The following is a 13,606-nucleotide window of genomic DNA, read 5'->3' on the forward strand; positions in this document are numbered from 1 at the left end:
AAGAGAGTAAAAGTTACTTGTAAAAAATACTATGAATAAGAATATAACGTCAATATTAAGTGCTTTACAAGAAACTCCAAGGATATTAAATGAGTTAATTTTGGAAATAGATCCGAAGCTAATTCGAAGGATTATTGTGAAAGATAAGTGGACCATTCATGAACATGCTACACATATTGCCATCACTGATTTACATGGATTTCAAAAGAGATTGTTAGACTTTAAAGAAAAAGAGAAACCTGAGTTTATTTCATTATCAGGAGATAACTTTGAAAGAGATTTTTACCTTAATTTAAACTTGGAACAGACAGTTAAAAATTTCTTTAGTGTAAGACAGAAAACAATAGAGTTGGCTAAATCTTTGACCGAAGAAGATTGGAATAAAGAAGCTGTTCATCCGGAATATAAGATATATACTCCTTATATAATGCTTAGGCATTTGTTAATGCATGACCATAACCATCTTTATAAAATTGAAGATATGGGGTTTGGAATAGGGCATGTGAAATAGGTTAATTTTTTATTTCTATACTTACTTAAATTTTGTTGAGAGGGGGGAAAATAAAAAGCTCCCGTAGGAGCCTGTGCAATTTTCCCAAGTCGAAACGAAATAAGCAATCAAAGACTTGAGGATGAATTTTGTTTTGGGTTGAAGTTGTTTTGACAGCTTATTCGTAATTAATGTATTCGTGAATAACATTAATTACAACGCAAAGGTATGTTCTTTGTTGCTGCCAATGTGATATGACGTATTAGTGTTGATGGTATTTTACAGAAAAGAGAAAGAAAATGTCTAGAAAGAGAATACGAACTGTTTGGCGCTTTAATAAAACTGAAAAGGAAATGGTTGAAGTAATATATAGTATTGATTATGTACAAACAAGATGAGCCATTAACTTTAGTTGAGAATTATATTATTTAAGGAAATAAGCTAGTATCTTCTTAGTAAGTTAGTTGAAAAGAAATATAAAATTAACGAAACTAAAAAAGCTCCCGAAGGAGCCAATCATCCCCTAATAGAGGATGCAAAAAAGCTATCAAAACGTTTATTAAGGGGGAAATTTTGTATTGGATGACTGCGTTTTGATAGCCGGTTTTTGTTAACTAAAAAAGTCAATTTATGATGATGATTATAACTAAATATTTCAAGGGGTATATTTAATTACATTGCAAATGTATGTTTGATTTAGTTACGAAAGGTCTATGAAGTAGTCTTGAAGGGTAGGTTTTGTGGAAAAAAGCAATGATTTGTCTAAAACGAGAATTCTTCTTGGTTTTAAGTGTTTGCTGTTCAGTTTTATGCGCTTTTTTCAAAAAAACAAAAAAGTGGAGATAACCCCACTTTTTTTAATTGTTCAGATTGTTTTATTGGTGTACATTGTAAGAGGTGTTTGAAGTACAGTTTCCTGTTGAAACATGCTCTAACGAGATTTCCTCTCCTGTACGTACATGAAGAATTTTCAGAAGATGTTTATCTTCTATTGGAAAATCATTAATAAGTATGGGCTTATTAGCAGCTAAAACACCCAAAAATAATTTACCTTCTCCATTTTTTTGTATGTTAGCATACATGACATCATTAAGACCAGGGAGATTAGGAGAAGTGTTTCTTAACGTTATATTTGCAGATTTTAATACATTTACTGTTAGTGTGTTGTGTTCTTTATAACGATTTCCTAGTACAGTTTTAGAATTTTCATTTGCATAATAATTATTCAAAGAGAAAAAGTTGTTTTTACATTCCGAAATATGTTCAACTTTTGCAGTATATTTCTGATACACTTCTATGTTCTTATCGAATATAACTTTACCAGATTCATCAGTAATTCCTGTTGCAATTGGTTTAGCTTCGTCCAAAGGGTATAGATTTTTTGTCAAATAAAGAGTTACTGAAGCTGATTCTAATGGTACTCCTTTATCTAATACTTCAACGGTTAAAGAGGGTTGTTCAATTGGAAGTTCTTCATTATTAGAACTACAAGAGATGAATAAAGCTGTTAAAAAACAGCTAAGCATTAGTTTAGTTTTCATATGTGAAAAAGTTTAGGTTAAACGTGGTATTGCTTTTTTTGATAGCAAAGACCATCAAAAAGTAAGCAGCAAATTTTATGCCGATTAGGTCTTTTTATGACTAAATTTTAATAGTTTAAATGTTAAAAGTTCATTTACTATTTTTTTGTAAAGTTTTAGAAAGTAATTGCTTAATTTCTGTTCTTTCTGATTGTTGATTTTAACATAAAATTCGCAGTGCTCTCGCTGTAATTTAATTTTATTTGTTCTCCGACAGTAATTAATGATCTCGCAGATCATTTGAATAATAATTATTGTTAACCAAATAAAACTTAGAAAACTAATACTGCTTGAAATGCTAAACTTAAAATATATATTATATGTGCTTGTGGTTTCAATTGTGTTTAATCAAGAAATGAGATCACAAGAGAACGAAGAGCTTGTAAAAATTTTAAATGAACTCAAAATAGAGCTCGTTCAACCTGGCACTGTTTCTACAAATGGTTTTGAATTTGGTACTTCAATTTCTCCAGATATGAAAGAAATGTTTTTTATAAAGGGGTTATCAGGTTTCAGAAGAACCGTTTTGGTTTATAGTCATTGGAAGAATGGGTATTGGTCTGAACCCAAAATAGCGCCATTTTCTGGAAAATATAGAGATATGAATCCATATCATTCTAAGGATGGAAAACGACTATATTTTACTTCAAATAGACCAAGTTCTAATCCTACATTAAAGCGATCAAATTTATGGTATGTGGAAAAAAACTTAAATGGATGGTCAGAACCAAAATTGGTAAATGGGATCAATGATGAGTATGAAATTGTATATCCAACAATTCAAGAGGATGGAACTATACATTTTGTGTCGTGGTCGAGACCTGGATCTAAGAGAGGTGATATTTTTGTTTCAAAACTAAAAAATGGAACTTATACGAAACCAGAGTTAGTTAATGAGTTAAATACCGAATTTAGTGATGCAGATCCTGAAGTAAGTAGGGATGGGAAATTTATGTTCATTACAAGCCAAAGAAAAGGTGGTTTGGGGCATTACGATTTATATGTGTTTAAAAAACTTAAGAATGGTAAGTGGGGAAAAGGAGTTAACTTAGGAGAGAAGGTTAATTCTATAAATATGGATTCTGATCCGATATTAGCGCCAGATGGTAAAACGTTATATTTTTCAAGCGATCGATTGGATGATTTAGGAACTGATCAAAAGAAATTTACAGATTATAAAGAGTTAGTAAGAAGTTATGAAGGAATTCATAATGGTTTAATGAATATTTATAAAGTGGATCTTAGTAAGCTTTTTGAGTATTTAAATAGATAAAACTGGAAATAGGATAACCTATTTTCTAATAAATTAATTTTGAAAAAATAAGTATTACTAATGAAAGCTCAAATAATAATATGTCACCCTAATAGCGGTAGTTTTAACCATGCAATCGCTAATCAGGTTGAACAAGTTTTAATACAAAAAGGATATGAAATTGTTTTTCATGATTTGTATAAGGAGGAGTTTAATCCAGTATTAACATATGAGGAAATTATGGGGAATCTTGAAGATTCTCTTGTTGAAAAGTATATTAAAGATTTAACTGAATCGGATGTTTTAATTATTGTTCATCCTAATTGGTGGGGTAAACCACCTGCTTTACTATCGGGATGGATTGATAGAGTAATGAGGCTTAATGCGGCTTATGCATTTCCTAAAGGAGGTGAAGGAGGAGCTCCAATCGGACTTCTAAAATTAAAAAAAGTTATCATTTTTAATACCGCAAATACAACAATCGATAGAGAAAGAGAAATGTTTGGTAATCCATTAGAATTAATTTGGAAAAACTGTGTTTTCAAATTTTGTGGGGTTCAAAATGTTTTGAGACGAGTATTTACAGTTGTGGTTGATAGCACTTATGAAGAACGTGAAAAATGGCTTAAAGAGGTTGAGCAAATAGTTTCTGACAATGTCTAAAACTAAAAGAACACATTTTTTGGAAAAATAAATGATACTAACCTAGTTGGATGAAAATTTACTTAAACACCTTTTTAGGTGTTTTTTTATATTCTAAATTTAAATGAACGAGTTCTTAACTTAACAGTATGTTTTTGTAAGAAAGGAAAGGGGTTTTACTATCTATAAAGATCTTCAAAGTCTTCAGGTAGTAGTCGGGGAGTTAAAACACCTGAAGGGCATTTTTCTATTCCGAAATGATAATAATACAATTTCTTTTTTGAAGGTCTATTTTTAGTCTTTTCTTCGATTTTGAGTAAGAGTTTCTCTTTTTCTTCTTTGCTAAGCAATTGGAACATACTCATAAACCTTAGTTTGTATAAAAGGAGGTAAAATGATTAGAAAAAGAACTGCGCACTAATTTATTTCAAGGGTAAATGAAAGTTGGATCAACACGCAGTTACAACTTAATCGGTGTAAAGGTAATAATTAAAAATTAATTGAAGTAATCTATATTTGAGTTGATAAGTTTTTTGGTAATTACATCAGTAAGAAATGTTTTTAATCTACTAAGGGTATGAATAGTATGGTGATTATAAGTATAGATATTTCATAAGTGGGTTCAGGAAAGAAAAACCAAGGGAAAATGAAAATGTGAGACATAAAAAATAGAAGAGAAATTGCCCAAGAAGGAATTCTTCGATATGACTTTGGGAGGTAAGTAAAAAGCTTGTATTAATGAGGTGTAGCACTGTTAAGTACATGTATTGCTACACCCCATTTCATTAATTAAATTATTATGAATCATGCGAACTGTCATAAAGTTGCCATGTTATAACAAAATCATTATAATCCATATCCTTTTTAGTATCATTCAGACTATCATTGCAAAATAGGGTAGATTGATAGCATACAGGAACTGGGGTTCCTTTTTTATTAAGTTTTAACCCTAAATGAGTCTGAGGAGCATTAACGCATTCGAAATCTGTGCTGCAAGTTATTGTACTTTTGATTATTAATGGAAAATCAGAAGCGTCTGTAATATCCACGCTGCCAATAAAATTAGATTCAAAACCACTACTGGATTTTAAAGAAAAAGATTCAATCAAATCGCCTTTGTGATTTTCTATTTTAATTGTTGCTCCAAACTGTTTATCAGTTGTTCTAAGAACGGTACCATATAAAACTGTATTAGGTTCAAAATTCCACTCTACAGGAGATAGTTTAGAGGTAATAGTCTGAGTAGTAGTTTTTACTGGTTTGGTTATAGTTGACATTATTATTTGTTTAAGTTTCCTACTCTGTTTAAAATAGGTTTTTCGGATTGCACCTTTGCAATTATTTGTTTTTAAATGATTGCAGTTTAAAAATAAAGAATAGGAGGGTGGGGTTTGGAATGAATGGTATAGAGTTACGATTTTTTGTAATAAGGCAAGAAATTGATGTAATAAAAGAAAGCTTGGTAAAAGATCTTTTTTGAAATGTTTTCTAAGCTTAAGTTTTCTTTACTCAAACTTATAGATGTTAAATAAAATTATATAGAGAGTATGACCAAAAGAAAGGTGAATAAAGAAAAGGTTTCTAATAATTATCATTATTAAACTAGGTATGAATTTAAAAAAGGAGCCAAAACAATAGTTACTGTTAGATTATAGGATATCAATTTAGTAAAAATGGGAACTTTTCTAGTTTCCAACTCTTCAATGTTGTACTGATTATAATTGGACTTATCCAATTAAAAATAAGAAATAGAAAATGAAGTAAATTGTGGTAAAAAGAACTGCGCACTAACATTTTTAATAGAAAACAAATAGTATGAAAAGTTTGGTTAATACGCAGATTATTTATCAAATACAACTTTCTCACTTGCCCCTTAAACAAGCTCTGAATAGCTAAGGCTAAACTAAATAATAGTTTTATAAAAAGAAATAGGTAGTATCCCTGATATTGGGATGGTATAAACCCTTAGAATTTTGAGAGTCTAATGGTTGCTAGTATTAGGGTATTTGGTAAAAACGGAATATGGAAATCAAAAGGATGAATGTGATAAATTTCCATTTGCTGATAAAACGGAAACAAATAAGTTTGAATTACAATAAAAACAATTCTCCTAACTTTTTATTTAGATATTGTTTATATAACATATAAGAGAAGATGTAACATAACCGTACTAAATTCGTCGGTATTAAAGCAAATTAAAATCTAATGTCAGAAGCCAAAGAAACCTGGAAAACTATATTGATTTTCCTAGTTATAGTAACAGTTTTAAGTTCAACTTTTCATTACGCCATCGTCAATTTATATCCGTCAAGAATATATATTGGAGGGTTAATGTGGTGCCCAGCAGTTGCATCTATAATAACACTGAAAATTAAAGGACGTTCAATTTCCTCTTTAAATTGGAATTGGGGGAATTGGAAATATATTCGTTTGTCCTACTTTATCCCCGCTTTATATGGTTTGATAACCTACGTTTTAATTTGGAGCTTCGGTTTGGGGAGTATGGCTAATGAAGAAACTATATTGAATTGGGCTAAAGAAATAGGTTTGGTTGGAATAGGCAGTTTAAATCCTATATTAATTGTAATTATAGCTGTGATTTTAACGGGCACAGTTGAAGTTATAAGATCGGCTGCTACGACTTTGGGAGAAGAAATAGGGTGGAGAGGTTTTTTTATTTATGAGTTAAGAAAAGTTCTCTCCTTTACCGGTGTTTCTCTATTTAGTGGGATTATTTGGGCTACGTGGCATTGGCCGTTAATCGTTTACTATGGAAACAATATTGCCTTGGAAATGACTACATTTTATATTGTTATTATTTCCATGTCCGTTATAATGACCTACTATACTTTCAAATCTAAAAGTCTTTGGTCAGCTGTAATTTTTCATGCGGTAAGCAATATCTATATCCAAAAGATTTTACCTGAGCTTACCATCAAAAATGAAGGGACGGAACATTGGCTAGGTGAATATGGAATTATGTTTGCTATGGTAACTTTTGTTTTTGGCATTTACTTCTGGAGAAAAGCTATTAAGGAGAAGTTGTAAAGAAGGAATAATCATTAAAACTTTCTTTTCTTTAAAAAGTTAAAGAACAATATTGTTAAGCGGTTTTTTCGAAACCAAATTCTAAATAGGAAAGTGGTTGCTGTAAGATATACTTATTAATGAATTTTTTCACGAAGTATTCGCTTTCTAAAATAATGAGAATTTTTGCCCATAAAAAAATGCGCCTTAAAAGCGCATTTTTACTGTGGTTTTTATCTTTGTAGCGAAGGGGGGACTTGAACCCCCGACCTCAGGGTTATGAATCCTGCGCTCTAACCACCTGAGCTACCTCGCCTGATTGCGGGTGCAAATATAGACGTTTTTTTAATTTACCAACAAAAAAAAATCATTTTTTTTTAAATAAAAATTCTATATATTGGCGCTCAAACGTATATATAAATGAGTAAAGTTAAATTTGAATTAGAATTCCCTATTCACGCTTCCCCAAGCATGCTTTATACTTATCTTGCCACCCCTGCTGGGTTAGAGGAGTGGTTTGCTGATAGAGTTAATTCCAGAGGAAAGCAAATTACATTTATGTGGGATGATTCAGAAGAAGAAGCAAAAATTGTAGCTAGTAAAGCTGATGAACGAATTAAATTTAAATGGGCAGAGAGCGAAGGTGACGAGAGTTATTTTGAATTTAGAATTCAGGTTGATCCGCTTACGAAAGATGTTGTGGTTTTAGTAACTGATTTTGCAGATGATGAAGATGAGGTAGAAGAGGCAAAAATGCTATGGGAAAATCAGATTGAAGAACTGAAACATACTATTGGAGCTTAAACAAGTAATTTAAAATAACAAACCCGACAATATTTGTCGGGTTTTTTTGTGCTATTCTTTCGTCTTTTTTAGAAGGGCTCCACTTCTACATGACTAATTTTAATTATTTAGATAATTATCTCTAAAATTCCATGAAATTAGTAATTTTGCAATCCCAAAAAATCTGATAATGATAAATCTAAACGGAACGGTAATTTCTCCAAACGAAGTGAGTTTAAGTAATGAAAACAGAGCTTTCAAATATGGAGATGGTGTTTTTGAAACGATTAAAGTACAAAATAACAAGGTTGTCTTTTTTGAAGATCATTATTTTAGGTTAATGGCTTCAATGCGAATGTTGCGCATGAAGATTCCTATGACATTTACTTTAGAGTTTCTTCAAGAAGAAATCTTAAAAACAGTAAATGCCATTACTTCTGATAGTCGAACTTTTCGAGCTAGATTAACCGTTTACCGTAAAGATGGTGGGTTGTATTTACCTAAAACGAATGAGGTCGATTATTTAATTGATGTAGCTCCAATTGATGTAAAATCAAAAGAAGTATATACTGTGGATTTATTCAAAGATTTTTACAACTATTCGGGTTTACTATCTACTGTTAAAACGACAAATAGAATGCTAAATACTATAGCTTCAGTTTTTGCCGATGAAAATGATTTGGATAACTGTATTTTACTGAATGAAAATAAAGGAGTGGTTGAAGTAACCAATGGAAATATTTTCGTTGTAAAAGGTAATGTTATTAAAACACCTGCGTTAACAGAAGGTTGTATAAAAGGAGTGATTCGAAAGAAAATCATTGAAATCATAGGGAAAAACCCAGATTATACTTTAGAAGAAACATCAATTTCTCCATTTGAAATACAAAAAGCCGATGAGGTATTTATTACAAATGCTATTGTGGGGGTTCAGTCTGTTACTAATTATCGAAAGAAGAAATTTTCACAAGAAATTACACAAAAACTGCAAAATAGCTTAAGAGTACTTAGTATAACAGGAGTATAAAGTTTAGTTCATTTGAACGTCACTTGGAGCATTGGCCCATATCCTGTATTCACCACCTCGTTTTAATAGTTGATTTTTCCAAAGAGTCTCGTTGTTAATAGCGAAAATATTTGGATAGACATTCTGAGAAACAAACCAAGAATTAGTTTTTAATTCATCATCTAATTGATTGGTGTCCCAGCCCGAATAACCTAGAAAAAAGCGAATATCGCTTGGTTTCACGGTATTGTTATTTAAATGTTCTTTTAAACATTCAAAATTACCTCCCCAGTATATGCCGTCATTGACTTCAATACTGTTGGGCAAAAGCTCTGGTATTTTATGAATAAAGTATAGGTTATCCTGCTCTACTGGACCTCCCTGATAAACAGTAAAGTCACAATTAATGTCAGGAACCAAATCGTTTAACGAATACTGTAACGGCCTATTCATAATAAAGCCCACTGAACTCTTTTGAGTGTGTTCGGTGAGTAGCACGATAGTTCTCTTAAACGAGCTATCGTTCAAAATGGAAGGCTCGGCAATGAGCAATCTCCCTTTTTCTGGTTTAAGAATACTTACTGGCATAGAAATTTTATTTAAAACACCAAGATAAGTAAAAATTAATAAAACTTTAACATAAAAGATATAATATATTCAATTAAATACGTTGTATAACTTCAATTACTTCATTTCGTTTTCTTACTGAAACAGGAATAGTTTGATTGTTTTGAAGAACAATATATCCACCGTCGGATTTAATAAATTCTTTAACGAACTGTAAATTAATGAGATGGCTTTGGTGTACGCGTAAAAAGTTGTATTCTTTCAGAATATCAGAAAAGTATTTCAAGGTCTTACCAACTAAAATCTTTTTGTTATCACTCATGTAAAATTCAGTATAATTATTGTCTGACTTGCAGTGCATAATGTCGTCTAGATTAACGACAATTATTTTGTCAGAGGAGTTTAATGAGATCTTTTTTGGACGTTGGTTGGGGTAAGAAATAGAATCTTGTAGTACAGTTAACTGTTCTTTATTCGGTGATATTTGTGATTTTGCTTTATCAATTGCGTTGGTTAAGTCTTCTGAAGAATACGGTTTTAAAATATAATCGATGGCGGCGAATTTAAAGGCTTTAATAGCGTATTCGTCACTAGCTGTTACAAATATAATTTTTGAAGATAAATTAGGATGAATCTCTAGTACATCAAAGCCAGTTCCATCTCCAAGCATAATATCAAGGAAAAGAATATCTGGTTCTTGTTGTCTTAATAGTTTAGACGCTTCGACAACACTTTTAGCCTTAGCTATAATTTCAATTTCTGGATGATTGATTGTGAGATCATTTTCTAACATTTCTAAAGCTGGTGAATAGTCATCAACAAGAACAGCGGTTAAGTTTTTCATAAAATTATTTTTCAGTTTTTCTTTTATATAATTGATCTAAGACTTTGAATGAGTTCGTAGTTAAAAATCCGTTTTTAAAGGTATTTTGAACCAAACTTTCGTTCCTAGCACTTCTCGATTCTCTTTCAATTCTGTAAAATTAATAGAAGTTTCCGAACCTAGGTTTTTAATTCTTTCTTTTGTTACTTTTAAAGCTAAAGAAGCGTGATCTTTTTTCTTTTTTTCTTTTTGCGAGTAGAAAATACCTATGCCATTATCAATAATTTCACAATGAAGAAAGTTTTTGTAGTCGAAAAAATTAATAGTTATCTCTCCATTCTTAATAGACTTAATACCATGCTTAATACTATTTTCTACAAATGGTTGAACTAACATTGGAGGAATCATAATCTCTTCTGTATCTAGTGATAACTTCGTATTAATAGTGTAAGTAAATGGATTGTGGCTCATCTGTTGTTCTAAAGAAACATAGTTTTCCAGAGTTTTAATTTCTTCAGCTAAGCTTACATCATCTTTCCTTGAAGTATTCAAAACAGATCGTAAAAGACTTGAAAACTTGGAAATAGTTTTATTGAGATCATCTACTTTTCCTGCATTTCCAAGAGCTTTAATCCCGTTTAAAACATTAAACACAAAATGAGGATTCATTTGAAGTTGCAGTGCTTTTTGTTCTAAGGTTAACAAATGGTTCTCAATTTGTAGTTGCTTGATTTTTTCTTCGTTTTTATCTTGGAGTTTTTTTACATACAGAAAAATAAAGAATCCTATTATCAATAAAAGGAAAGCTCCGAGTAACCATTTAAACCAAGCTTTTTGATAAAGAGGTTTGTCAATATAAAATTGAAAATGGATTGGGTCACTCTCCTGTTGATTACTTACTTTTGATTGCACGCTAAAGGTATATTCACCTGCTTGTAAATTTGCCAGATTTACAGAACTTTTATCTGACCACGGGCTATAATCTCCATTAAGTTTGTATCGATATACAATGTTTTTTGGGTTATTTATGTCAACGGCTTTATAAGAAAATGCTAGATGATTTTTATGAGAAGGTAACTCAAAAACTTTATCATACCCATTAAAGCTAATACTATCTATAGGTTGGTGTAAAACCTCAATATTTTCAAAAGAAATTGAAGGAATAAAGTTCTTCCCATTAGTAGTATCTTTAAACTTGAAAACACCATTGTACAATGTGGCTATCCAAATATTATGCTGTGAGTCTTCAAATATGTCAGTAATGGCATTGGTTTTAAAAGTATTGTATTTGTTTATTTTTCTATTGAAAGTAAAATTATTATTTAAAACTTCGATACCATCACTCGTTGAAAATGCCCAATATTGATTTCCAACTTTACGAATACCTTTTATGTTGCTGGTTGAAATAGAAATGGTAGAAACTTTTTTATGATGAACTATTTTAATACCACTATTCAGTGTACTGGCAATTGTTTTGTCTTTTAAAAGTAATATTGAGGTGAAATTTCCTGTTTCAATTCTATTAATTGATTTCGGGTTTCTCAAATAATCGATTTTCCAAAGAGCCTTATTGGTAGCAATCCAATAGTTTTTTCCATCGAATTGTATATCATTAACTTGATTCAAATCTATTTGGAAATTGGTTCGTAGAGGTGCTAAGAAACCTTCAGCAAGTCGGTAAATACCTTTGTCAGTTCCAATGAAAACCGTTTTTTTAATAGGACTTACACAGAGTATTTTTTTGTTTTCAATAAATTTAAACGAATTGTTTCTTCGAATAGAAAATGAATTAGGACTTCCAATAAAAAGGCTATCATTATTACTAGCTAAAGCACTAATATAATTGGCCGATATTCCATTTTTTTTAGTGAAGTTCTTAAAATCGCTTCCGTCGAATCTAGTTAACCCTTTATTGGAACCAAACCATAGATATCCCAGTTTGTCTTGAGTAATACAAGTTATTCTATTGCTTAATAAACCATTATTTCTTGTGTAATTTTTATACGAATTAAATTGACTTTCATTTGGAGTTGGGTCGTAATGAGCATTTCCATAGCTGTTTTCTTGAGCAACTAAAAGGTCAATATTTAAAAGAAACAATAAAATAAAAATTCTGTACAAAAACTTCATAGAGCAAACTTACTTAAATTCAAAAAGAAAACCGCTATTATTAATTTATCCAAAGTATCATTAGAATTTACAAAACCTCTTTTAACCATTTTCTATTCTACTTCTGATAACTATTAATAATAGCGGAAACAACTATTAATCCGTTAACTATTTCATAGCAGTTTATAATTATTTCATAGCGTATAAACGTTTGTTTGAGGTATCTGGTTTCACATGTTCTAAATCGCCATAAGGTTTAATTATTGGTTTTAAAACACATAATACCGTTGAGAGTCCCTTAATAGTTAATTCATCATCTTTAAAGTTCCATTTCCATCTAAATTTTTCGATTGGTATACTTGTTTCTTTTACTTTTTTAGCCAAATCTTCATCATTAGCAATTAAATCCATAATTTCTTCTTGCATTGTAAAATATGGGATTTCTTCATCCGAGTTTTTGTAACTAAACTTAAATTCTATCGGTACATTGTATTGGATAGTATAAGGTTCACCAACATAGCGCTCTCTTTCATTAGTTAAAGCTGAAAACCATTCTATTTCTTTTTCATTTGGATATTTACGAGCAATTTCTTTGGATAAGTCAACCTTACCAGGTGAATTCGCAGTTGGATAAAAAACATAATGAGGTTTTGCTAAATAGTGGTCGGTAAACTCACCACCAAAGATGGTAAAATATGGAGAGGATACAATTTGTGGTGTTTTATCGGTTTCAAAAGTGTTTTTTAAGTCTGAAATTAAACCTGTCATTTTCGCAATTCCATTTCCGTGAACTATAATTTTAGAATCCTCATTTAAGACATTTTTCATAGCTGGAATCTCCCCATTTTCCATAGTTTCTTTTAGTGCTTGATCATTCAATTTTTTCCCGTTAACTGTGGTTTCCAAATCCAACCCAAGCTGAGGTAGATTATTATTCACAATATGAATTTCACCATAAGGATATTCTGAAGCATTTGAGTTTAGCCATTCAATAATTTCTTCGATTGAATATGCTCCTTCAACTATTTGATATTGCTTGTTAGCAAAATATGAAATAGCCGCTGTGTAAAAGCTTGCTTCATTCTTATCATAGCCAGTTACGAAAACAACAGGTTTTCTGGTTACATTTTTATCAGAAACAGCATTGCTTATAGCCAATTCTTTATCTTGGTTTTGCAAAATTTCTCTTGCTGTTTTTCCTTTTTTACAACTCACAAAATTTCCCGTAAGCATTAACATTCCTATTGCTATAGCTATTGTTTTGATTCTTCTTTTCATGTGTTTATAATTTTGTTGAAACATTTAAATTAACGAATAAGGTTACCTA

The 13,606-nt window shown here is 30.8% G+C and carries 13 protein-coding genes and 1 tRNA gene; 6 read left to right on the forward strand and 8 right to left on the reverse strand.

Annotated elements, in window-relative coordinates; all coding sequences use genetic code 11:
• The first annotated feature begins 31 nt into the window (after positions 1-31).
• On the forward strand, positions 32-511 hold the full coding sequence (locus tag ACKTTV_RS17125; RefSeq protein ID WP_408032092.1) for a DinB family protein: 480 nt from the start codon (positions 32-34) through the stop codon (positions 509-511).
• 854 nt (positions 512-1,365) lie between these two features.
• Here ACKTTV_RS17125 and ACKTTV_RS17130 read toward each other — a convergent pair.
• Positions 1,366-2,031: a hypothetical protein gene (locus tag ACKTTV_RS17130; protein WP_408032093.1), complete on the reverse strand. Its 666-nt coding sequence runs from the start codon at positions 2,029-2,031 to the stop codon at positions 1,366-1,368.
• A gap of 334 nt (positions 2,032-2,365) precedes the next feature.
• Between ACKTTV_RS17130 and ACKTTV_RS17135 the strand changes: the two genes are divergently transcribed.
• Together ACKTTV_RS17135 and ACKTTV_RS17140 are read left to right on the forward strand one after the other, a co-directional pair.
• Positions 2,366-3,343: a TolB-like translocation protein gene (locus ACKTTV_RS17135; RefSeq protein ID WP_408032094.1), complete on the forward strand. Its 978-nt coding sequence runs from the start codon at positions 2,366-2,368 to the stop codon at positions 3,341-3,343.
• 60 nt (positions 3,344-3,403) lie between these two features.
• On the forward strand, positions 3,404-3,985 hold the full coding sequence (locus ACKTTV_RS17140) for an NAD(P)H-dependent oxidoreductase (RefSeq protein WP_408032095.1): 582 nt from the start codon (positions 3,404-3,406) through the stop codon (positions 3,983-3,985).
• Positions 3,986-4,143: 158 nt separating this feature from the next.
• Here ACKTTV_RS17140 and ACKTTV_RS17145 read toward each other — a convergent pair whose 3' ends face one another.
• Both ACKTTV_RS17145 and ACKTTV_RS17150 read right to left on the reverse strand, forming a co-directional pair.
• The gene (locus ACKTTV_RS17145; protein WP_408032096.1) at positions 4,144-4,329 is read right to left on the reverse strand and encodes a hypothetical protein; all 186 of its coding nucleotides are present in this window, start codon (positions 4,327-4,329) and stop codon (positions 4,144-4,146) included.
• Between the two features lie 432 nt (positions 4,330-4,761).
• Positions 4,762-5,241, reverse strand: coding sequence for a hypothetical protein (locus ACKTTV_RS17150; protein WP_408032097.1), 480 nt, complete (start codon positions 5,239-5,241; stop codon positions 4,762-4,764).
• Positions 5,242-6,169: 928 nt separating this feature from the next.
• Between ACKTTV_RS17150 and ACKTTV_RS17155 the strand changes: the two genes are divergently transcribed.
• The gene (locus ACKTTV_RS17155; RefSeq protein WP_408032098.1) at positions 6,170-7,012 is read left to right on the forward strand and encodes a CPBP family intramembrane glutamic endopeptidase; all 843 of its coding nucleotides are present in this window, start codon (positions 6,170-6,172) and stop codon (positions 7,010-7,012) included.
• Between the two features lie 221 nt (positions 7,013-7,233).
• Here ACKTTV_RS17155 and ACKTTV_RS17160 read toward each other — a convergent pair.
• A tRNA-Met gene (locus ACKTTV_RS17160) sits at positions 7,234-7,307 on the reverse strand.
• 104 nt (positions 7,308-7,411) lie between these two features.
• Between ACKTTV_RS17160 and ACKTTV_RS17165 the strand changes: the two genes are divergently transcribed.
• Entirely contained in the window at positions 7,412-7,795 is a 384-nt protein-coding gene (locus ACKTTV_RS17165) for an START-like domain-containing protein (protein ID WP_408032099.1), read from the forward strand.
• A 169-nt stretch (positions 7,796-7,964) separates the two neighbouring features.
• Positions 7,965-8,801: an aminotransferase class IV gene (locus tag ACKTTV_RS17170; RefSeq protein WP_408032100.1), complete on the forward strand. Its 837-nt coding sequence runs from the start codon at positions 7,965-7,967 to the stop codon at positions 8,799-8,801.
• Between the two features lie 3 nt (positions 8,802-8,804).
• On the opposite strand, the gene ACKTTV_RS17175 is transcribed toward ACKTTV_RS17170, so the two are convergent.
• The 4 genes from ACKTTV_RS17175 to ACKTTV_RS17190 form a co-directional block, all read right to left on the reverse strand.
• Entirely contained in the window at positions 8,805-9,368 is a 564-nt protein-coding gene (locus ACKTTV_RS17175) for a YqgE/AlgH family protein (protein WP_408032101.1), read from the reverse strand.
• 73 nt (positions 9,369-9,441) lie between these two features.
• Positions 9,442-10,191: a LytR/AlgR family response regulator transcription factor gene (locus ACKTTV_RS17180; protein WP_408032102.1), complete on the reverse strand. Its 750-nt coding sequence runs from the start codon at positions 10,189-10,191 to the stop codon at positions 9,442-9,444.
• A gap of 60 nt (positions 10,192-10,251) precedes the next feature.
• Positions 10,252-12,300 carry a histidine kinase gene (locus ACKTTV_RS17185; protein WP_408032103.1) on the reverse strand — a complete coding sequence of 683 codons (2,049 nt, stop codon included), beginning with the start codon at positions 12,298-12,300 and terminating at the stop codon, positions 10,252-10,254.
• Positions 12,301-12,468: 168 nt separating this feature from the next.
• The gene (locus tag ACKTTV_RS17190) at positions 12,469-13,557 is read right to left on the reverse strand and encodes a hypothetical protein (RefSeq protein ID WP_408032104.1); all 1,089 of its coding nucleotides are present in this window, start codon (positions 13,555-13,557) and stop codon (positions 12,469-12,471) included.
• Positions 13,558-13,606: the final 49 nt, after the last annotated feature.

Origin of the sequence: Tenacibaculum xiamenense, from assembly GCF_964513065.1 — a bacterium.
Classification (GTDB): domain Bacteria; phylum Bacteroidota; class Bacteroidia; order Flavobacteriales; family Flavobacteriaceae; genus Polaribacter; species Polaribacter xiamenense.